Raw genomic sequence first — 20,914 nt, forward strand, 5'->3', positions numbered from 1 at the left:
AGTTAATGGCGGGTAGGGCAAGTGCGTCTTACCCGCTTTTTAAAGGATAACCCAATGAAACAGATGAAAATTCCGGCTACCTATATGCGCGGCGGCACCAGCAAGGGTGTCTTTTTCGCGTTAAAGGATCTGCCTAAAAATGCCCAGGAACCCGGACCGGCCCGTGACGCCTTACTGCTTCGCGTGATCGGCAGTCCAGATCCTTATGGTAAGCACACGGACGGCATGGGAGGTGCGACATCGAGCACCAGTAAGACAGTGATCCTTGCTAAGAGTGAGCGTAGTGATCATGACGTCGATTACCTTTTTGGTCAGGTGGCGATAGATAAGCCTTTTGTCGACTGGAGCGGTAACTGCGGTAACCTGACCGCGGCGGTTGGCGCCTTCGCGATCACTCAGGGCTTAGTGGATAGTGCCAAGGTGCCTAATAACGGTATCGCAATAGTACGTATCTGGCAGGCAAATATTCACAAGACCATCATCGCCCATGTGCCTATGGTGGATGGCGAGGTGCAGGAGCTGGGCGATTTTGAGCTCGATGGCGTTACGTTTCCTGCGGCAGAAGTGTTAGTGGATTTTGTCGATCCCGCCGATGGCGAGGGCGATATGTTCCCTACAGGTAATCTGGTCGATACCTTAGTTGTGCCAGGAGAGCCAGTATTTGATGCGACTTTTATCAATGCTGGGATCCCGACCATCTTTTTAAAGGCGGAGCAGCTAGGTTACGAAGGCACAGAACTTCAAGAGGCGATCAATGGTGATGCAGCCGCGCTTGAGCGTTTTGAAACCATTCGTGCCCACGGTGCCTTGCAGATGGGGCTGATCCAGTCGCTCGATGAGGCGGTAACACGCCAGCACACGCCAAAAATAGCCTTCGTGGCACCAGCTAAGGGGTATATTTCCTCTAGCGGTAAGCAGATCGCGGCCGATGAGATAGACCTGCATGTGCGCGCCCTGTCCATGGGGAAACTGCATCATGCCATGATGGGAACCGCCGCGGTGGCCATTGGCACGGCAGCAGCTATCCCCGGCACTTTAGTGAATCTGGCAGCCGGTGGCGGCGAGCGCGAAAGCGTGCGTTTCGGCCATCCTTCTGGGACGCTTAAGGTGGGTGCAAAGGCCATAGAACAAGCTGGCCGTTGGCAGGTAGAAAAGGTGAGCATGAGTCGCAGCGCCCGAGTCTTGATGCAGGGGTGGGTCTGTGTGCCTGAATCCCTAGGCTAAGCGCAACACAAGCTATAAAAAGGATGCAAGGCATCCTTTTTTACTTTTATTCGCTCATTCTTAAGTATGAGCGCTGATGACTATGGGAAGTAAAATAGCCGAATGTTCCCATTAGTGAGAAAGCGAGTAAAAATAGTTCACTTATAATTCATATGCTTAGTTGAATTTATTTTCCGCTTTCTTCTTTACCCCATTTGGGCTAAATTACAGAGTGTTCCTACGCGCCATTCATGTAGGTTAGGTATTCGCTGACAGGGTAGATTGAAGTTGATTTCTGTATATTTAGTTGATGACCACGAGTTAGTAAGAACAGGAATCCGCCGCATCTTAGAAGATGAGCGCGGGATCAAGGTTGTCGGCGAAGCAGGGGATGGTGAGTCAGCGGTGCAGTGGTGTCGAAACAATGAGGCTGACGTGATCCTGATGGACATGAATATGCCGGGTATTGGGGGCCTCGAGGCGACGCGCAAAATCTTACGCTATCAGTCCCATGCTAAAATCATCGTCTTGACCATACATACCGAAGATCCTTTTCCTACCAAGGTAATGCAAGCGGGGGCGTCTGGTTATCTGACCAAGGGAGCCACACCGCCCGAGGTGATCCAGGCCATTCGTCAGGTGGCTCACGGGCAACGCTATCTATCTCCAGAGATCGCTCAGCAGATGGCGCTGAGTCAGTTTAATCAGTCGGAAGAAAATCCGTTTAAGTCGTTATCTGAACGCGAACTGCAGATCATGATGATGATCACCAGCGGCGAGCGGGTGAGTGATATCTCTGAGCAACTCAACTTGAGTCCCAAGACAGTCAATAGCTATCGCTATCGTTTGTTTGCTAAGTTGGGGATCAGTGGCGATGTGGAACTAACCCGACTGGCGATTCGCTACAAGATGTTAGATACAGGCCAATTTTAGTGTGTTAACCCCTGTGTTATGGCCTTGATGTGACAGATACTTTTAATGCGTCCCAATTTCTAAAAACCGTTTCCTCTTCAGCCGGCGTCTATCGCATGTATGACGCTCAAGGCGTCGTTATCTATGTGGGTAAAGCAAAAGATCTTAAGAAGCGGCTGAGTTCCTATTTCAGGCGTAATTTGCCTAATGTGAAGACCCAGGCATTGGTGTCCCATATCGCCAATATCGATGTGACCCTGACGCCCAGTGAAACCGATGCACTGATCCTGGAAAACGATTACATCAAGCAGTATATGCCCAGATACAATGTGCTGCTGCGTGATGATAAGTCTTACCCCTATATCTTCTTAAGTGGTCACCGCCATCCTCGTCTGGCCTATCATCGTGGGCCTCAGCGGGAGAAGGGACTCTATTTCGGCCCCTATCCGAATGGCGGTGCAGTAAGAGAGAGCCTGCATCTGATGCAGAAGCTATTTCCTATTCGTCAGTGTGACGATCTTTACTATAAAGCGCGTTCGCGTCCTTGCCTGCAATATCAGATAGCCCGCTGCAGCGCGCCCTGTGTGGGCAAGATTAGCGATGAAGATTATGCCGAGCAGGTTAAGTTGGCAATGCTATTTCTTCGCGGTAAGGATCAACAGGTAATAGCGACTTTAGTGGCCAAGATGGAGCAGGCGGCGCAAGCGCTGCACTATGAAGAGGCGGCCCGCTTTCGCGATCAGATAAGTGCACTGCGCCGCGTGGCCGAGCAGCAGGAGGTGTCAAACGATTCGGGGGATATGGATGTCATTGGTGCCTATTACGCCTCGGGTATCGCCTGTTTTCATCTGCTGTTTATTCGAAACGGTAAGATCTTCGGTAGTCGCAGCTATTACCCGGCAGTACCTGATGAAACTGAAGTGAGTGAAGTGCTACGCGCCTTTATGTTGCAGTTTTACCTTAATCTGGATAGCCAGAGAACCCTGCCAAAAGAGATAATCGTCAGTCACGAGTTTGAGGATATCCATGAACTTGAGCAGGCGATCGAGCAGGCCTCAAACAGGCGACTGCTGATCAAGACTAAGGTGCGCAGCGAGCGTGCCAGCTTTTTGCGTATTGCCGATGCCAATGCCAAGAATGCAGTGGAAACCCGCCTGTCTCATCAAAATACCGTGGAAGAGCGTTTCTTGTTGCTAGAAGAGGCGCTTGAGCAGACTCAGGCTATTACTCGCATGGAGTGTTTCGATATCAGCCACACCATGGGCGAGAGTACCGTGGCCTCTTGTGTGGTATTTAATCGAGAAGGGCCAAGCAAAGGTGAGTATCGTCGCTATAATATTTCTGGGATCACCCCTGGGGATGATTACGCTGCAATGAAGCAAGCGATCAGTCGCCGTTTCGATAAGATTGAGGCCGATGGCAAGATCCCTGATATTTTGTTTATCGACGGCGGTATGGGTCAGCTCAGGATCGCTCAGAAAGTCGTTAATGAAAAGTTTGCGCACTTGGACGTAGCTCCCACGCTGATAGGTGTCGCCAAGGGGGAGGGACGTAAACCAGGACTTGAGACGCTCATCTATGGCGAAAATGAGATAGCCTTCCACCTGCCAGCAGATTCAGGGGCGCTGCATCTTATCCAACATATTCGCGACGAATCACATAGGTTTGCGATAACGGGTCATCGCAATAAACGCCAAAAGACGCGTAATACATCGACACTTGAAGCCATACCCGGTGTTGGACCAAAACGTCGCAAGGCCTTGTTGCAATACCTGGGGGGATTACAGCAAGTTAAAGGGGCCAGCGTAGCGCAATTGTCAAAAGTGCCGGGTATTAGCCTAGAAATGGCACAAACAATACATGATGCGTTGCGAGGGTGAGAAAATTAAGGCAAGATTGGCGCTGCTTTTAGATAATTGGTTTTCACATGCCGTTTAATGTACCGATAGCTCTCACGTTTTTTAGATTAATATTACTACCTGTTTTCGTAGTGCTTTTTTATGTGCCTTATTCTTGGTCACCCCTTGCGGCCGCTTTGGTGTTTTGGTTGGCTGCTGTGACTGACGCATTAGATGGCTATGCGGCTCGAAAATTAAAGCAATCGACCCGTTTTGGGGCCTTCCTCGATCCAGTAGCCGATAAGATCATGGTGACCACGGCGCTGGTGCTGCTCGTGGCTGAATATCAGAGTATCTGGTTAACCTTGCCTGCGCTGTTCATGATTGGTCGTGAGATAGTGATTTCTGCGCTAAGGGAATGGATGGCTGAAATAGGAAAAAGGGGCGCCGTTGCCGTTTCCTGGATCGGTAAATATAAGACGGCAGCTCAGATGATAGCTATCATAGGGCTTATTTGGCAGCCCAATCCCTTTTTGACCTATTTGGCATTTGCACTGTTTTATGTCGCGGCCGTGTTAACCTTCTGGTCGATGGTGAGTTATATCATGGCGGCTTGGTCTGATCTTACCGACGAATCGCACAATTAAAATGCAATGCGATCACTAAGTGTGCAAACGACAAATTAAGGTGAAATAGAGCGTTGACACTTGAGGGTAAATCGGTAGAATGCCAATCCGCAGTCAGGGGAAACAAGTTGTAAGACACTGACGCGAAATAAGATGAATAGGCGACATTAGCTCAGTTGGTAGAGCGATACCTTGCCAAGGTATAGGTCATCGGTTCGAACCCGATATGTCGCTCCAATCTTAGCCTAAGGCGCGATGGCAGAATGGCTATGCTGCGGATTGCAAATCCGTCGATCTCGGTTCGACTCCGGGTCGCGCCTCCACTTTATGTTTTAATGCAACTTTGCGATAAAACACACTTTGCCCGAGTGGTGGAATTGGTAGACACAAGGGATTTAAAATCCCTCGCTGGTAACAGCGTGCCGGTTCAAGTCCGGCCTCGGGTACCATCAATTGATGACAAAAAGGCCTCAACCTATGTTGAGGCCTTTTTGTTTGTTCTTATTCTATAAAAATCAATGTTCTATCTCATTTTATAACTTTAACCGATCGGCTTTTTACAACAAAGCTATACAATAGTTATCTGAGTCAGCTTAATAAGGATCATAAGCGAGATGCGTAAAGTAAGTGGGTTTACTCTGGTTGAATTAGTGGTGGTAATTGTCATTTTGGCGATTCTTGCTGTGGTTGCTGTGCCTAGATTTATTTCGGTCAGCCAGGATGCTCATGACAGTGCAGCTAAGGCAGCATTTGCCGCCTTTACTTCCGGTGTATCTCTTTATCACAGCTGTTGGGCCGCTTCGGGGGCCAGTGGTCATGTAGTGGATCTGGCCTGTTTTGGGGATGGCACTCTAGACTCGACCACGACAGGCTATCCTTTAGGGCAGGCAACTCAGACCGGTGGAAACAATGGCACACAGTTGCAAGGGGATTTTTGCCGTCAACTTTGGCAAGGCTTACTCGATAATAACGAATACCAGTTAGCCTTACATGGTGATGCAGCTTTTGGTGGCAGTAACGATATTGTTTACTGGTATTCAGGCGGAAAGATCGATGAGAGTAACACCTATTGCTACTTTAATTATATTCGTGACAACCGGGCCAAGGGTAGTGAGAATTGGCAGCTAAGATATTACCCTGGCACGGGAAAAACCTTAATAACACGCTCGACTCTCAGTTAACCAGCATCTCAAAAATACAGTTATGAGTGTCCGATTTGTTTGGATTGGGTATTAGCTTATAAAAAATCCGTCTTTAGTCGGCTAGGTTGGCGTTAAATCTATGAGCCATAATTACCCAAGGAGGTCATTATGGTTGTTAGACTGCTTTGCATATTGCTTTTATTAGGTCTGCCACCTCAAGCTTTTGCCGATGAGCGCCTTGCCGCGGCCAATGAATCACTGCTCAATCAGCTTGAGGTGATCACTTTGGCGAGTGGTAAAAGCCAGTTTTCAGCTTATCGTCAACAGCTAAGTGATGAGCAGTCATTATCTCCTGCACGTATTTATTCCATTGCCGAAGCTGTCTCTCAGTTCTGGCATCAACAAGGCATTGCTACAGGCATTCTGCCACTGACACAAAATGATCCCTATGCGGCGGTTATCGCCAGTGAGCCTCAAGTTCCTGACTATTTGATGTTAAGTAATCGAGTGCGCTATCTCTTATGGTTGGCTCAGCATCAGCCCTGGGGGATGATCTCTCCTCAAGGTTGGTTAAAACCCGGAGACACTCATGGAGCGATTAGTGAGATTAGAGGCCGTTTGCAGGCGTTAGGCGACTATCCTCAAGGGGAGACTGGTTCGTACTTTTATGATGCATTACTCGAAGAGGCGGTACTGAGGTTTCAGGCGCGCCATGGCCTCAAGCAAGATGGCATCATAGGCCCGGCAACCTTGAGATGGCTAAATCGCGACCCTAAGGCGCGCGCGCAGCTGTTGGCGTATAATTTTATTCGTCGCGCCGAATTTCTGGCCAATCTTGGCGACCGTTATCTGCTGATCAATATACCCGCCTACGAGATGCTACTGGTGGATGACAACAGAGTGGCCTTGCGCTCTAAGGTGATTGTCGGCAAACCTTATCGTCAAACGCCTATTATCAGCGGTGAGATAAAAAACTTGGTGCTCAACCCCAGTTGGCGGGTTCCGCGAAGGCTGTTAACCCATGATCTTTTACCTAAGGTGCGTGAAGATGGCAGTTATATCACCAGTCGAAATTTTGAGGTGTTTGACTATCAGGGGGATCGGGTTACCAAGTCCGATGATGAATGGGCGGATATTGCCAAAGGTAAGTTTCCCTATCGCTTGGTGCAAAAGCCAGGTGTAGGGAATACCCTTGGACGTTATAAGTTTTTCTTTCCCAATGAGTACAGTGTTTATCTCCACGATACGTCAGACAAGGAGCTGTTCGCCCGCAGCGATAGGGCGCTGTCATCGGGTTGTATTAGGGTTGAGAAGGTTGAGCAACTGGCCAACTGGATGGCGTCTCATTTAGTGCGAGATAAACAGACCTGGGTACGGATGCAGATAGAGCGCGAAAAAACACAGTGGTTTGCTTTTGACTCGGGTTTGCCTATCCACCTTGTCTATTGGACCTCTTGGGTTGATGGAAACAACATCGCCCAATTTAGAGAAGATATATATAAAAAGAATCAGAATTTTAGCCTCGATCTACAAGCCTCAAAATAGCCGCTAACCCAGTGTTTATCTGGCCTCCAGCAAAAACTAATACTTGATCTCCTTGGCAATAACGGGTAATTTGTCCGCTGTTTTGTTCAAAAAGTAATCGGTGGTGTTAATGTGACGATAGTTTGTCCTGCACGTAGGCAGTTGTTATTAGGCTTGGGTGGTGTAGCAATGTTTTCTATGGTGCCGTCTAAAGCACGAGCGAGTCGTTCGACTCAAGGTGTGAGGTCATTAGGGTTTTATAACCGGCATACTGGAGAGCGGGGGCAGGGAAGCTATTGGATCGATGGTGATTATCAAACAAATACCTTAAGTGATTTTAATCATTTATTGCGCGATCATCGTCAAAATGAAGCAGCGCCGATGGATAAGCGCCTGTTTGACCTGTTGTTTTCGTTAAAGCAAACATTGCAGGTCGATGAGGACTTTCATGTGATCTCTGGCTATCGCTCGCCCAGGACCAATCAGATGTTGGCCAACAAAAGCTCAGGTGTGGCGAAGAAGAGTTATCACATGAAGGGAATGGCGATGGATATTGCATTGCCTGACGTGAACCTTAAGGATTTACGTGATGCAGCGGTTTCTCTGAAACTTGGCGGTGTCGGCTATTATCCAAGCTCTGGTTTCGTTCATGTCGATACAGGCCCAGTGCGGACCTGGTAGTCAAAAGGACAGGCTTAACAACTTATGTTTGTTAAAGCCGATACACTGTGCTAGTATTCGCTCGCTTTAAATGAGGTCACTGTTGGTCGAAAACGGTGACCACCTACATTACTATTTATTAAGTGAGTAAATTATGTCTTACACAATTACCGCACAAACCCGTACTGAAATAGGGAAAGGTTCGAGCCGCCGCCTACGTCATGCTGGTAAAGTTCCTGCTGTTATTTATGGTGCGGGCAAAGAAGCCGTTTCTATTGAATTCGAACACCGTTCAATCATCAACATTCAAGCGAATGATGATTTTTACAACAGCGACATCACTATCGTTCTAGACGGTAAAGAAGTTAAAGTTCGTGTTCAAGCTATGCAACGTCACGCGTTCAAGCCTATGATTGAGCACGTGGATTTCGTTTACGCTTAATCGCGTATTTGAAATAAAAAAAAGCGCCCGAGAGGCGCTTTTTTTATGTCTGTAGCAAGTCTATTCGGTCTCTTTTGGCTTTACGGGGCAGCTCGCGATAACAATTGGCTCCCCTAGTTCATTGATCTCTTCCAAGGTGACATTAAAGCCCCATAACCTGTGTAGGTGTTTTACGACCTCATGACTGCTCTCATGTAGCGGGATACGATTGATTGGAATATACCTTAAGACTAAGGAGCGATCGCCGGAAATAGCTACGCTTTGCACCTGAATATTAGGTTCGATGTTCGATAAATTATACTGTTGCGACAGTGCCTGACGTATCTCTTGATAGCCGATATCATCATGTATCGCCGAGATACTGAGGTAGTTTTTCTTGTCATCGTCTAAGATACTGAAAAACTTGAACTGACGTATGATGTTGGGTGACAGGTACTGGCTAATAAAGCTCTCATCTTTAAAGTTTTCCATGGCAAAGTGAAGCGTGTCTAGCCAGTTGCTGCCGGCGATCTCCGGAAACCAACGCTTATCCTCTTCGGTTGGCGATTCACAGATACGACGTATGTCGACAAACATATTGAAGCCCAAGGCGTAGGGGTTGATGCCTGAGTAGTAGGGACTGTTATAACTGGGCTGAGCAATCACGTTAGTGTGGTTTTTTAAAAACTCTATCATAAACCTATCGGTGACCAGGCCATCATCGTAGAGGTGATTGAGTATGGTGTAGTGCCAGAAGGTCGCCCATCCCTCATTCATCACCTGAGTCTGTTTCTGGGGATAGAAATATTGTCCCATCTTACGTACGATACGGACGATCTCCCGTTGCCAGGGTTCGAGTAACGGTGCATTCTTCTCGATAAAATAAAGAATATTTTCCTGAGGTTCGGCTGGAAAGTTGGGCACATCCTTCTGCTTTTTGACATCAGGTGACAGCGGGATAGTGCGCCAGAGATCGTTGACCTGACTTTGAAGATAGGCTTCACGCTCTTTTTGGCGGACCTTCTCTTCCTTCAGGGATATCTCGCTGGGACGCTTATAGCGGTCGACGCCATAACTCATCAAGGCATGGCAGGAGTCGAGAATGATTTCCACCTGTTCGGCGCCGTATCTTTCTTCACACTCCCTGACATAGTTCTTGGCAAAGACCAGATAATCTATGATGGAGCCGGCGTCAGTCCAGGTTTTAAATAGGTAGTTGTTCTTAAAAAAGCTATTGTGACCGAAACTGGCGTGAGCCATGACCAGCGCCTGCATTGTGATGGTGTTTTCTTCCATTAGGTAGGCGATACAGGGATCGGAATTAATGACTATTTCGTAGGCTAACCCCATTTGGCCGCGTTTGTACCCCTGTTCAGTTTCGATGAATTTCTTTCCGAAAGACCAATGGGTATAGCCGATAGGCATACCTATGCCTGCATAGGCGTCCATCATCTGTTCTGCGGTGATCACCTCGATTTGATTCTTATAGGTATCGAGTCGATAGTGGCCCGCCACGCGTTCAATTTCGGTGAGGTAAGATTCCAGCAATTCGAACGTCCAATCTGGACCGTCATCTAATACAGTGCGCTTTTTTGAACTCATAAGGCCCCCTAAACAGCTTGTTTCTTAAACAGTTCTCTAAATACAGGGTAAATGTCTTCTGCCTGTTTGATGTGTTGAACTGCAATATTATCGTGAGTCTTTTGTAGTCCTTCATATTCGCGCCATAAGGTTTGATGGGCGCGATTAGTGATCTCTATATAGCTAAAATAGCGCACCACGGGCAGTAACTTCTTGTCTAGCAGTTGTCGGCAGGTTGGCGAGTCGTCCGCCCAATTGTCGCCGTCTGATGCCTGAGCCGCATAGATGTTCCATTCGCTTTCAGGGTAACGCTCTTGCTGGATCTCATGCATGAGTTTTAGCGCGCTGGAGACTATGGTGCCGCCGGTTTCCTGAGAGTAGAAAAACTCGTGCTCGTCTACCTCTTTAGCTTGGGTATGATGTCTGATATAGACCACCTCCAAATTTTTATAGGTACGGGTAAGAAACAGATAGAGCAAGATATAGAAGCGTTTAGCCATATCTTTGGTGGCTTGATCCATGGAGCCTGAAACATCCATGAGGCAGAACATGACTGCCTGGCTTGAGGGAACCTCGCGTTTGGCAAAATTGTTGTAACGTAGGTCAAAGGTATCGATAAAGGGTACCTTGGCGATCTTGGCTTCAAGTTCTGCTATTTGCTCTTTCAGCGCGATGATCTTTTCTGCCTGGGAACCCGGTGTTTGCTCCAGTAATTCAAGTTCGGCTTTCAACTCAGCCAGCAGGGCCTTTTTCGACGAGGACATGGCGATACGTCGAGCCAATGACGAGCGTAGCGAACGCACTATGTTGATGTTTGCGGGAACCCCATCATTGGTAAAACCTGCGCGATAGGTTTGATACTCCACTAGTTTATTGAGTCGATTGCGTTGCAGATTTGGCAGTTCAAGATCTTCAAAAAGCAGTTCCAAATATTCATCTTTCGAGATTTGAAATACGAAATCGTCCTGACCTTCACCAGAATCTGAAGCATCTCCCTGACCGCTGCCTTGCCCACCACCTTGGGGAGAGCGTTCCACTTTATCACCACGGGAGAATTGATCGTTTCCAGGATGCACGCGCTCACGCATCCCCCCTTGGCCTTGATGGAACGAAGGTTCGCTAATGTCCTTGGTCGGAATGCTGATCTTCTCGCCTTTATCTATGTCGGTGACACTGCGGCGAGTAACGGCATCGCTGACGGCCTTTTTGATCTGCTGCTTATATCGGTTAATGAATCGTTGACGATTGACTGTACTCTTTCCCTTAGTATTCAATCTTCTGTCTATAAAATTAGCCATGCGCACCTCCCAAGACTAGCGGGGAGCAAGCTCCCCGTTTACGGGTGATCAAGATGATTTACGAACCCGTAGATACCACTCAGACAAGAGTCTTACCTGTTTCTTGGTGTAGCCTTTCTCCATCATACGGTTAACGAAGTCATCGTGTTTACGCTGATCATCTGTAGATGTCTTGGTATTGAAGGAGATGACAGGGAGAAGATCTTCGGTATTAGAGAACATCTTCTTCTCGATGACGGTACGCAGCTTTTCATAGCTGGTCCAAAGTGGGTTGGACCCTTCATTGTTAGCTCTCGCCCGCAGCACGAAATTGACTATCTCATTTCTGAAGTCTTTAGGGTTGCTGATCCCGGCAGGCTTCTCGATCTTTTCCAGCTCGGCATTTAGGGCCGCGCGGTCGAACAGTTGGCCGGTTTCAGGATCCCGGTACTCCTGATCTTGGATCCAGAAGTCGGCATAGGTGACATAGCGGTCGAAAATATTCTGACCATATTCAGAGTAAGATTCTAAGTAGGCGGTTTGGATCTCCTTACCGATAAATTCAATATATTTAGGTGTTAGATAACCTTTGAGAAACTCCAGATAGCGCTCGGCAGTTTCGGGCGGGAACTGCTCTTGCTCAATCTGCCGTTCCAACACATAGAAGAGATGCACAGGGTTAGCGGCGATTTCACTGTGATCGAAGTTGAACACTTTAGAGAGGATCTTAAAGGCAAATCGGGTGGACAGCCCCTGCATTCCCTCATCGACACCGGCGTAGTCTCGATACTCCTGATAGGATTTCGCCTTAGGATCGGTATCTTTGAGGCTCTCGCCATCATAGACGCGCATCTTAGAGTAAATCGATGAGTTTTCTGGCGCCTTGATGCGCGACAACACGCTGAACTGTGCCAGTGTTTCTAAGGTGTAAGGGGCACAGGGCGCCTGGGATAGCTCTGAGTTGGTTAGCAGTTTCTCATAGATCTGGATCTCTTCAGAGACCCTGAGACAGTATGGCACCTTGACGATATAGACACGATCAAGGAAGGCTTCGTTAGTCTTATTGTTTCTAAATGTGGTCCATTCCGATTCGTTGGAGTGAGCCAAAATAATGCCGTTAAAGGGGAGGGCGGATAAACCTTCGGTACCGTTATAGTTACCTTCTTGGGTGGCCGTGAGTAGCGGGTGTAGCACCTTAATGGGCGCCTTAAACATCTCGACAAACTCCATCAAACCTTGGTTAGCGCGGCAAAGGGCGCCAGAATAGGAGTAGGCGTCAGCATCATGCTGGGCGAAGTGTTCTAGTTGACGAATATCGACTTTACCCACCAAGGAGGAGATATCCTGATTGTTTTCATCACCAGGCTCTGTCTTGGCGATACCTATCTGATCCAGAATGGCAGGGAAGACTTTAACCACCTTGAATTTGGAGATGTCTCCGCCAAACTCATGCAGACGCTTAACTGCCCAAGGGGACATGATGGTCTTCAGGTAACGCTCAGGAATATTATATTCGCTCTTAAGTAACTCGCCATCTTCCTCGGGATTGAACAGGCAAAATGGATGGTCATTGACTGGGCTACGTTGACCGTTGGCACTGAGGACATAGATGGGCACCTTTTGCATCAGAAACTTTAGCTTCTCAGCCAAAGAGGATTTACCACCACCTACAGGCCCAAGCAGGTAGAGGATCTGTTTGGACTCTTCCAACCCCTGAGCAGAATGCTTGAGGTAGGCGACTATCTGCTCGATAGCGTCTTCCATGCCATAGAAGTCTTTAAAGGCAGGGTAGCGGGAGATTAGCCGATTAGAGAAGATGCGGCTCAATACCGGATCTTTCGATGTGTCTACTACCTCTGGTTCACCGATCGCGGTTAATAGACGCTCTGCAGCTGAGGCGTAAGCGATCCTGTCTTCTTTACAAATAGACAGAAACTCTTGCAGTGAATACTCTTCGTCTAGTTTTTTTTCATAGCGCTGTTGGTAATGCTCGAAAATGCCCATGTTCCACCCCCTGAAAAGCCAACGATATGTCTTTAGGGACAACTGAAAATCAGTGACCTACTACTTATAATAGTCGCAATATGAGATCTGGGTATCAAAAAAGTACAATAAAAACAATGACAAATCATTGCAAATGCAATTGTTGCAACTGTAGTGAGCAGGTGACAGTGGATTGCTTTAGATAACAAGGCTTAGTCATAAGGCATGAAGAGTGCTTGAGGGAGCTTTAGTGAAACCGGGTTAGACCGATAGATAAAATCCCATAAAAAAAGGAGCCTAAGGCTCCTTAATTAAGGTAGTTAATGAGGATTAACCAGCGAAGTTGCTGTTTACGAAATCCCAGTTAACCAGGTTCCAGAACGCTGCCATGTAGTCTGGACGAACGTTACGGTAATCGATGTAGTAGGCATGTTCCCATACGTCTACAGTCAGCAGAGGTGTAACGCCTTCTTCTGTCAGAGGCGTTGCAGCATTGCTGGTGTTCACGATTGCAACGCTACCGTCAGCCTTCTTAACTAACCAAGTCCAAGCGCTACCGAAGTTATTAACAGCTGCGTCAGTGAACTGAGCCTTGAATGCATCGAATGAACCGAAAGCGGCATCGATTGCAGCAGCGATATCGCCAGTGGCTGCGCCGCCGCCATTAGGTGACAGACAGTTCCAGTAGAAAGTGTGGTTCCAGATTTGAGCTGCATTGTTGAAGATGCCGCCAGTAGAAGTCTTGATGATCTCTTCTAGGCTCTTCTCGGCAAGTTCAGTGCCTTCAACAAGACCATTTAGTTTCACTACATAGGTGTTGTGATGCTTACCATAGTGGTACTCGATGGTTTCTTGGGAAATATGGGGCTCGAGTGCGTTCTTCGCATAAGGCAGTGCTGGTAATTCAAAAGCCATGTTTTTTCTCCATTGACATTCAATTGTCTTTTTAGGTTTGCTCACAAGGGCACATTCTACCTGATAAAATTGTGATGTGAATCATTGTTTGGTTGATTTTTTAGATTAATTCAATCGGTAATCTAACTTAACCAATATCCCTGAAAAAAGTAGGTTTTTGTTATGATAGAACCTAGCGTACAATAGGCTAAATTTGTTGACGTAGCTTTGCTGCAAAATTTAGGAAAGAAGATGGACACAAACGAAACTGTAGAAAAAATCAAACAGCAAATCGCTGAAAATCCTATCATCCTCTACATGAAAGGTTCTCCTAAGCTACCTAGCTGCGGATTTTCTTCACAAGTGGCGCAGATCATGATCAACTGCGGTACACAATTTGCCTATGTTGATATTTTGCAGCATCCAGATATCCGTGCCGAGCTGCCTAAGTATGCTAACTGGCCAACTTTCCCACAACTGTGGGTTGAAGGCGAGCTGATTGGCGGTTGTGATATCCTGACTGAAATGTATCAAAAGGGTGAGTTACAAACCTTGATCGCCGATACCGCCGCGAAATACGCGAGCGAAGAAGGCGAAGCTTAATCAGCCTCAGGCCTAACCAAGCGATAGATAAAAGCCCTTCTTAAGAAGGGCTTTTTTGTGTCTAAAGCAAAAGGTTAGGCTACTTCTTGTTGTGGCTTACTCTGAGGAAGCAGGAGGTTCATGGTAATGGCCACAATCCCGCAAAGGCTGATACCTGTGAGGCTGAATGAACCAATACCAAATGCCATGCCACCAATGCCAAAGACCAGAGTGACACCAACGATGCAAAGGTTTCTTGGCTCGCTGAGATCAACATGATTTTTGATCAAGGAGTTCAGACCAACTGCGGCGATTGAACCAAACAGCAAACACATGATCCCACCCATCACAGGAACTGGAATGGTTTGCATCAGGGCACCAAGCTTACCAATAAAGGCCAGTAAGATGGCGGTAATCGCGGTCCAGGTCATGATCACAGGATTAAAGGATTTCGTTAGGGTAACGGCGCCAGTCACTTCAGAGTAGGTCGTGTTTGGCGGTCCACCTAAGGCTGATGCAGCGATAGTTGCAATGCCGTCACCGCTTAGGGTACGGTGCAGACCGGGCTTTTTCATGTAGTCTTTGCCTGTCACGTTAGATATAGCCAGAATATCGCCGATGTGCTCTACCGCTGGAGCAATAGCGACCGGGATCATGAAGGCGATCGCGTGCCAGTTAAATTCGGGGGCAACAAAGTTAGGCATGGCCAACCAACTTGCCTGGGCAACTGGAGAGAAGTCCACCACTCCGAAGAAGAGGCTTAGGCCGTAACCGACTATGATTCCAGCTAAAATTGGCATGAGTTTGACTATGCCTTTAGCAAAGATTGCCACGGCGATGGTGGTCAGCAGTGATGCTAAAGAGATGATTAGGGCATGTTCTGGATCCACCAAAACCAGCGAGCCGTCACCACTCTTTCCTAAGGCCATGTTAACGGCTACGGGGGCCAGACCCAGACCGATAACTATGATCACCGGGCCAACAACTACAGGGGGCAACAGGCGCTTAATAAAGCTGTCACCTCTTAATTTCACCAGACTGGCTAATATCAAATAGACACAGCCTGCCGCCATTAATCCGCCCATAGTGGCTGGAATCCCCCAGGTTTGTACGCCGTAGAGGATAGGAGCGATAAAGGCGAACGAGGAGGCAAGGAAGATGGGGATTTGACGCTTTGTGACCAGTTGAAATAGCAGGGTACCTATACCTGCGGTAAACAGGGCAACATTGGTGTCGAGTCCGGTAAGAAGCGGCATCAATACCAGTGCGCCAAAGGCGACAAATAGCATTTGTGCGCCCTGTAGGGGAATTGCTAAACGTTTCATTGTTATTCTCTTTTTAGGCTAAACCGTTCAATGTTATCGTTTTGCTAAGATGTTTGCACATATCTTGATCACATTCTGCGGCGAGCCTTTGCCAAAGAGGCAAAAAAAGCCTTTTTGACCCTTATCGAACACAGGCATGGCTAAGGCTTATGTGTTACACTCCCGCCATTGTGTTCGTCAATAGAATAGATACGGATGTTTAAGAGTCTTATTTCTGTCGTGATCTTTGCCCTTGTGTGTGCATCGAGTCTGAAGGCGTCTGCGGTTGAAGTGGCCGAGCTCGACAAGAGTGCGGTTAAGGTTGCCGATCGCAGCCAGCAAGAGAAAAATCAAGCCTTAAAACAGGCGATGCAAGATGTGGTATTGAAGAATACCGGTAATAGAGAGGCCCTCGACGCCCCCCTGGTTCAACAAGCTATTGCCGAGCCTACCGCCTATATACGTCAATTTGGTTATCAAGAACGGGAAGGCCAGCAATATCTGCAAGCATCGTTTGATCATACCAAGATCATCAATCTGTTAAGGCAAGCCCAGCTCCCAGTATGGGGTAAGCAGCGTCCGTTGACCTTGCTTTGGTTGGCACAAGAAAATGACGGTCAGCGTGAACTGTTAAATGACTCCTCCCTGTCAGAAAACCGCGCCTCGATAGCCGATTTTTCCCAGGCTCGAGGTTTACCTATGATGCTGCCTATTATGGATCTGGATGATTCAATGGCCATTAGTGTAAATGATGTCAGAGGCATGTTTGCCGATCAGGTCGCTAAGGCCAGTCAGCGTTATCACAGCGATTATTTTGCGATGGTCTCTCTTGATAGCACTCCAGACGGTCAGTTCAGTTATAACTTAACCTTATATCCGGCCAGTAGCGAACAGCCTCTGTTCAATCCATTGGTCACTCAAACGGCTCAAGTGGTGGATGTCGGTGCCGCGTTAAGCGCTATCTTTGAGGCCATTAGCCAGTATTATGTTGAGCGTTATGCCATTGCCGATAGCGGTGAGGCTAACACTACACAGGTGACCTTTATCGACATTACTGACCGCCAGCAGTTGCTGGATATTGAAAGCTATCTGCGCCAGCTCAGTGCTGTGAAGTCTGTTTCCCTGACTCGTTTGCAAGGGATCACCGCGGAGTTTTCATTGCAACTTTTTGGTAGTGAGGAAGATCTTTATCGTCTCATTAGCCTAGAGCCAAGGATCCATAGCCAGGATAAGTTGAATGCTGAGCCAATGTTAGATCCGTTATCATCGTCACAGACTCCGCCTCAGGAGTATATCTGGCAAGGCCGTTAATGTAAGCTGGGCGGCCATTGTTTGCTTGCCCATGCATAGTACTAATTACATCGAGATTGAGAATACGTGTCACCCCATTCACCGTTACAGCTATCTTTACCTGTTTATCTGCCCGACGATGAAACCTTTAACAGTTATTATCCGGCGGCAGGTAATGACGAGCTAATCCAGAGCCTGCAGGGGTGTGCCGAAGGGAGCGCCAATAATGCGGTATACCTCTGGGGACCGGTTAAGTCGGGCCGCACCCATTTAATGCATGCTACCTGTGCCAGAGCCAATGAGCTTAATCGCAACAGTTTCTATCTGCCGTTGGGGATACATGCCAGTATCTCTACTGAGCTTTTAGAAGGCTTGGAGCAGGTGGATCTTGTCTGTATTGACGATATCGATGCCATTGCCGGCCATCCGCTGTGGGAAGAAGCCCTATTTGATTTGTATAACCGAGTCGCAGAGCAGAAGAGTTGCGCCCTAGTGGTCAGCGCCAGCGCCTCGGCCAATGAGAGTGGTTTTGCCTTGCCAGATCTGGTATCGCGCATGCAGTGGGGGCTCACCTATCAACTGCAATCTATGGCCGATGAAGAGAAATTGGCTGCCTTGCAAAGGCGTGCCGCGATGAGAGGCCTGCAGTTACCAGAAGATGTGGGGCGCTTTTTGCTGAACCGCTTAGCCAGAGATCTACGCACCCTGTTTGATGTACTCGACCGCTTGGATAAAGCCTCTTTAGTTCATCAGCGTAAGTTAACCATCCCCTTTGTTAAAGAGATGCTTAGGTTATAACTGCAGCAGTAAAATGTTGCTGTTCATCAGGCATAAGAAAGGCACCTTAAGGTGCCTTTTTGCTGTCTGTATTACTGTGTTATTTGCTACCTGCTATTTTTGACGTTTCTTAAGGCCCAAGCCTAACTCACGGCCACGAATACGGGCGTAGAAGGGCAGAGTGACCATCAGCAGGCTCAGGAGCAGCACCTCTACCACGGCAAACAAACGGGCGGTCTCAGTGACATAGAGCAAGGTTAAGCCATGCAGCATATAGAGACAGATGATAAAGCTGGCCCAGGCATAGGTATATGGCTTGCCGGTTAAGATCCCCTTAAGCGGTGCTAACAGTGGCAAGATCCACAGTAGGCTAAAGATTAAGGAGTATTGTCCGGTGAGGCCCTGGTTGCCAAACCAAGCGATCATAAGTAAAAGCAGTGCAACATAAGCGGCGCGGCTGATCTGAAACAGTGTCTTTGAACTCATATCAGGAGGCACCTATAGGATAGCCAGCACGCTTTCAGGCGGTCTGCCGATGGCCGCTTTGTCATTGGCCAGTACGATAGGACGTTCAATCAGCTTAGGGGTATCGACCATGGCTTGGATAAGCGCCTCGTCCTCTTCGACTGTCGCCAGGTTTTGAGCTTTGTATTCCTCTTCTTTGGTACGCATCAATTCCCGTGGGGAGATCGCTAACTTATCCAAGATGCTGCGGATCTCAACCTTAGTCAGGGGGGTTTTTAGGTATTCGATGACTTGGATGTCGCAGCCTTGTTCTTCGAGTAGTGCCAGGGTTTGACGGCTTTTTGAACAACGAGGGTTATGAATAATGCTTACTTGCGTCATGACTGTTCGGTCCGTTAGAGAAATTTGCCGATATTCTACTTGAAAAGGTGAGCCGAGTCACAGGGAGTTGGCTCACCCTCCTGGGCTAAAGTAGATCAAGTGCCTTCTTGGACTGTTTAAATTGGCGAATTCTGGCCTCAATTTTTGCCAGTTGCAGCGGGTTTTGTTCGGATAAACGATAGGCAAAGTTGAGTTGATCGATCGCGCCGTCGTAGTCGGCGGCCAAGGCCATAGACTCGGCTTTAACAAAATGTTCCATGGCGCGATTACCCGTTTGCTTATAAGCATCACTGAGCAGTAGCAGTGGCAACTGATTTTGTTTGTCGAGGAAGATCATATCCTCCAGCAAGGGAATAGCCTTGCGAGCTTGATTCGCTTCAATCAGTGCATTGGCCAGGTTGATATTAATCACCTGCGAAGTGGGTTTTAACTTGCGTTCCTGAGTTAATAGATCAATCGCTTGCTGGTGCTGCTCCCTTTCAAGTAGCAGATCTGTCTTGGTATCGATATAGAAGAGATTGTGAGGGTCGTTCGTCAGAAGCTCATCAATGATCTTCTCAGACTCCTCGGCCTTATCGGCGCGAAGTAAGGCGAGGGCGAGGCCATATTGCGCCGCCTCTTTAAACTGATAGCTGTTCTTCCTCAATTGCCCCTTAAATAAGGCAAGTGCGGCCTCTTCACTGTAGCTGGAGAAGCGCACCTGAATACGGGCCTTGGCGAGTTGGAAGTCCAGATTATCGGCGATATATCTGTGGGGATACTGAGCGGCACGGTTTCTGGCTTCGGCGATACGAGACTCGGGGAGAGGGTGAGTCAATAACATTTGAGGTGGTTTAGTGGTAAAGCGGTATCGGGTCGCGAGTTTGGCAAAGAAATCTGACGCACCGTTAGGATCGAAACCGGCATCCACCAAGATCTGCATGCCGATGCGGTCGGCTTCTTTTTCATGCAGACGGGTATAGTTAATTTGCGCTTGGGTTGCTAAGGCTTGAGTGGTGGCCATGGCGGCCATACCGACTTGAGGTGCGGCGATAGTGAGCAGTATCGCCCCTAATAAACCCGCAATGGTGGCGGGTGAACTTTTCTGCTGCGCCTCTATCGATCGCGCTAAGTGCCTTTGAGTAACGTGGGTGATTTCGTGTCCCAACACCGAAGCTAGTTGGCTTTCGTTGTCGGCATTGAGAAATAGTCCCGTATGTACGCCAACATGTCCACCGAAGAAGGCGAAGGCGTTGATCTCATCATTACGCAGCATGAAAAAATAGAAGGGGGTCTTCACCCCTGTGGCGTGAGCCACCAGTCTGTTACCCAGTTCGGTGAGATATTGATTTAATACAGGATCGTTTAGCATGGGCGCCGAGGAGCGGATCACCCGCATATAAGCGTCACCATAACTGCTCTCTTTTTCCAAACTGAAGGTATTAACCGCTGCCGTGCCAAGATCTGGGAGGTCATTGTTGGCAAAACCTAAGGGCGGGTTAAAAAAAAGCGCCATTGACAGTGCACCGGCAACCAGGGATTTTGCTTTGTTTACTTTACTCAAACTTATCCTTAGCGGTTAATATGTAACTTACTTTGATTATTGGAGCCCAAAGCCACTAATTAGTTCAGCTTGCTGGCAAAATCTGACACTAGCGAGTCAGTACAGCATGTCGAGATTGTTAGCTTGTGGTTTCACTGGAGACTTAGGATAATAGCGCGAGTTTGCCTTTAGCAAGATCATTATGACTTTTATTGACTTAACCCACTACCGATGTCCCTTAGCCTTAGTTAAGCTAAAGATGGCGTTGAAACAGTTGCCAGATGAAGGTGAACTCAAGGTTTCCTTGGCTGATGCAGGCTCACGGCAAGATGTGCCCAGGTATCTGGTGAAGGCCCAGTGGCAATTTGCCGAGATACAAAATGATGCACAAGCTTTAGTGTTATCTATCAAGAAAGGCGCCTAATCTCATTTGGATGATAGGCATGAATGTAAGTTAAACCGTTTTTTATGGCGTCATTTAACAACAGAGGCTAGATAAGGCTCTGTTTGCAGTGGTTTCTAATTAGGAAGT

Annotated in this window: 20 protein-coding genes and 3 tRNA genes; 15 read left to right on the forward strand and 8 right to left on the reverse strand. The window is 47.9% G+C overall.

Annotated elements, in window-relative coordinates; all coding sequences use genetic code 11:
• The first annotated feature begins 54 nt into the window (after nt 1-54).
• The 11 genes from prpF to rplY all read left to right on the forward strand — a co-directional run bounded on the left by prpF (nt 55) and on the right by rplY (nt 8,347).
• On the forward strand, nt 55-1,224 hold the full coding sequence (gene prpF, locus L2712_RS04915; RefSeq protein ID WP_248977073.1) for a 2-methylaconitate cis-trans isomerase PrpF: 1,170 nt from the start codon (nt 55-57) through the stop codon (nt 1,222-1,224).
• Nucleotides 1,225-1,491: 267 nt separating this feature from the next.
• On the forward strand, nt 1,492-2,136 hold the full coding sequence (gene uvrY / locus L2712_RS04920) for a UvrY/SirA/GacA family response regulator transcription factor (RefSeq protein ID WP_033538448.1): 645 nt from the start codon (nt 1,492-1,494) through the stop codon (nt 2,134-2,136).
• 29 nt (nt 2,137-2,165) lie between these two features.
• Entirely contained in the window at nt 2,166-3,995 is a 1,830-nt protein-coding gene (uvrC, locus tag L2712_RS04925; RefSeq protein ID WP_248977074.1) for an excinuclease ABC subunit UvrC, read from the forward strand.
• A 47-nt stretch (nt 3,996-4,042) separates the two neighbouring features.
• Nucleotides 4,043-4,600: a CDP-diacylglycerol--glycerol-3-phosphate 3-phosphatidyltransferase gene (pgsA, locus tag L2712_RS04930; protein WP_033538351.1), complete on the forward strand. Its 558-nt coding sequence runs from the start codon at nt 4,043-4,045 to the stop codon at nt 4,598-4,600.
• 140 nt (nt 4,601-4,740) lie between these two features.
• Nucleotides 4,741-4,816: transfer RNA gene (locus tag L2712_RS04935), tRNA-Gly, on the forward strand.
• Nucleotides 4,817-4,828: 12 nt separating this feature from the next.
• Nucleotides 4,829-4,902: transfer RNA gene (locus L2712_RS04940), tRNA-Cys, on the forward strand.
• A 39-nt stretch (nt 4,903-4,941) separates the two neighbouring features.
• Nucleotides 4,942-5,028 (forward strand) — tRNA-Leu (locus tag L2712_RS04945).
• A 165-nt stretch (nt 5,029-5,193) separates the two neighbouring features.
• Nucleotides 5,194-5,760, forward strand: a complete 567-nt coding sequence (locus L2712_RS04950) for a prepilin-type N-terminal cleavage/methylation domain-containing protein (protein ID WP_248977075.1) — start codon at nt 5,194-5,196, stop codon at nt 5,758-5,760.
• Nucleotides 5,761-5,889: 129 nt separating this feature from the next.
• Nucleotides 5,890-7,266 carry a L,D-transpeptidase family protein gene (locus L2712_RS04955; protein WP_248977076.1) on the forward strand — a complete coding sequence of 459 codons (1,377 nt, stop codon included), beginning with the start codon at nt 5,890-5,892 and terminating at the stop codon, nt 7,264-7,266.
• A gap of 111 nt (nt 7,267-7,377) precedes the next feature.
• Entirely contained in the window at nt 7,378-7,926 is a 549-nt protein-coding gene (gene mepK / locus L2712_RS04960; RefSeq protein WP_033538354.1) for a peptidoglycan L,D-endopeptidase MepK, read from the forward strand.
• Nucleotides 7,927-8,059: 133 nt separating this feature from the next.
• Nucleotides 8,060-8,347, forward strand: a complete 288-nt coding sequence (gene rplY / locus L2712_RS04965) for a 50S ribosomal protein L25 (protein WP_033538355.1) — start codon at nt 8,060-8,062, stop codon at nt 8,345-8,347.
• 60 nt (nt 8,348-8,407) lie between these two features.
• Here rplY and L2712_RS04970 read toward each other — a convergent pair whose 3' ends face one another.
• The 4 genes from L2712_RS04970 to sodB form a co-directional block, all read right to left on the reverse strand.
• On the reverse strand, nt 8,408-9,928 hold the full coding sequence (locus L2712_RS04970; RefSeq protein WP_248977077.1) for a SpoVR family protein: 1,521 nt from the start codon (nt 9,926-9,928) through the stop codon (nt 8,408-8,410).
• 8 nt (nt 9,929-9,936) lie between these two features.
• The gene (locus tag L2712_RS04975) at nt 9,937-11,205 is read right to left on the reverse strand and encodes a YeaH/YhbH family protein (RefSeq protein WP_248977078.1); all 1,269 of its coding nucleotides are present in this window, start codon (nt 11,203-11,205) and stop codon (nt 9,937-9,939) included.
• A gap of 48 nt (nt 11,206-11,253) precedes the next feature.
• The gene (locus L2712_RS04980) at nt 11,254-13,188 is read right to left on the reverse strand and encodes a PrkA family serine protein kinase (RefSeq protein WP_248977079.1); all 1,935 of its coding nucleotides are present in this window, start codon (nt 13,186-13,188) and stop codon (nt 11,254-11,256) included.
• Nucleotides 13,189-13,497: 309 nt separating this feature from the next.
• Nucleotides 13,498-14,082 carry a superoxide dismutase [Fe] gene (sodB, locus tag L2712_RS04985; protein WP_088904723.1) on the reverse strand — a complete coding sequence of 195 codons (585 nt, stop codon included), beginning with the start codon at nt 14,080-14,082 and terminating at the stop codon, nt 13,498-13,500.
• A 231-nt stretch (nt 14,083-14,313) separates the two neighbouring features.
• Here sodB and L2712_RS04990 point away from each other — a divergent pair, with 231 nt between their 5' ends.
• Entirely contained in the window at nt 14,314-14,664 is a 351-nt protein-coding gene (locus L2712_RS04990) for a Grx4 family monothiol glutaredoxin (RefSeq protein WP_248977080.1), read from the forward strand.
• A 74-nt stretch (nt 14,665-14,738) separates the two neighbouring features.
• Here the strand turns inward: L2712_RS04990 and L2712_RS04995 are convergent, their stop codons facing one another.
• Nucleotides 14,739-15,968: a uracil-xanthine permease family protein gene (locus tag L2712_RS04995; RefSeq protein ID WP_248977081.1), complete on the reverse strand. Its 1,230-nt coding sequence runs from the start codon at nt 15,966-15,968 to the stop codon at nt 14,739-14,741.
• A 195-nt stretch (nt 15,969-16,163) separates the two neighbouring features.
• On the opposite strand from L2712_RS04995, the gene L2712_RS05000 reads away from it, so the two are divergent.
• Nucleotides 16,164-17,258: a DUF2066 domain-containing protein gene (locus L2712_RS05000; protein WP_248977082.1), complete on the forward strand. Its 1,095-nt coding sequence runs from the start codon at nt 16,164-16,166 to the stop codon at nt 17,256-17,258.
• 66 nt (nt 17,259-17,324) lie between these two features.
• Nucleotides 17,325-18,035: a DnaA inactivator Hda gene (gene hda, locus L2712_RS05005; RefSeq protein ID WP_248977083.1), complete on the forward strand. Its 711-nt coding sequence runs from the start codon at nt 17,325-17,327 to the stop codon at nt 18,033-18,035.
• 93 nt (nt 18,036-18,128) lie between these two features.
• Here the strand turns inward: hda and L2712_RS05010 are convergent, their stop codons facing one another.
• The 3 genes from L2712_RS05010 to bepA form a co-directional block, all read right to left on the reverse strand.
• Nucleotides 18,129-18,500 carry a DUF2069 domain-containing protein gene (locus L2712_RS05010; protein ID WP_033538364.1) on the reverse strand — a complete coding sequence of 124 codons (372 nt, stop codon included), beginning with the start codon at nt 18,498-18,500 and terminating at the stop codon, nt 18,129-18,131.
• Between the two features lie 12 nt (nt 18,501-18,512).
• A complete protein-coding gene (gene arsC, locus L2712_RS05015) occupies nt 18,513-18,860 on the reverse strand; it encodes an arsenate reductase (glutaredoxin) (protein WP_033538365.1) in 348 nt (115 codons plus the stop codon).
• 85 nt (nt 18,861-18,945) lie between these two features.
• On the reverse strand, nt 18,946-20,403 hold the full coding sequence (gene bepA / locus L2712_RS05020) for a beta-barrel assembly-enhancing protease (protein WP_088904719.1): 1,458 nt from the start codon (nt 20,401-20,403) through the stop codon (nt 18,946-18,948).
• Nucleotides 20,404-20,584: 181 nt separating this feature from the next.
• Here bepA and L2712_RS05025 point away from each other — a divergent pair, with 181 nt between their 5' ends.
• Nucleotides 20,585-20,806 carry a sulfurtransferase TusA family protein gene (locus tag L2712_RS05025; RefSeq protein WP_033538367.1) on the forward strand — a complete coding sequence of 74 codons (222 nt, stop codon included), beginning with the start codon at nt 20,585-20,587 and terminating at the stop codon, nt 20,804-20,806.
• Nucleotides 20,807-20,914: the final 108 nt, after the last annotated feature.

Origin of the sequence: Shewanella marisflavi, assembly GCF_023283925.1 — a bacterium.
GTDB lineage: Bacteria > Pseudomonadota > Gammaproteobacteria > Enterobacterales > Shewanellaceae > Shewanella > Shewanella marisflavi.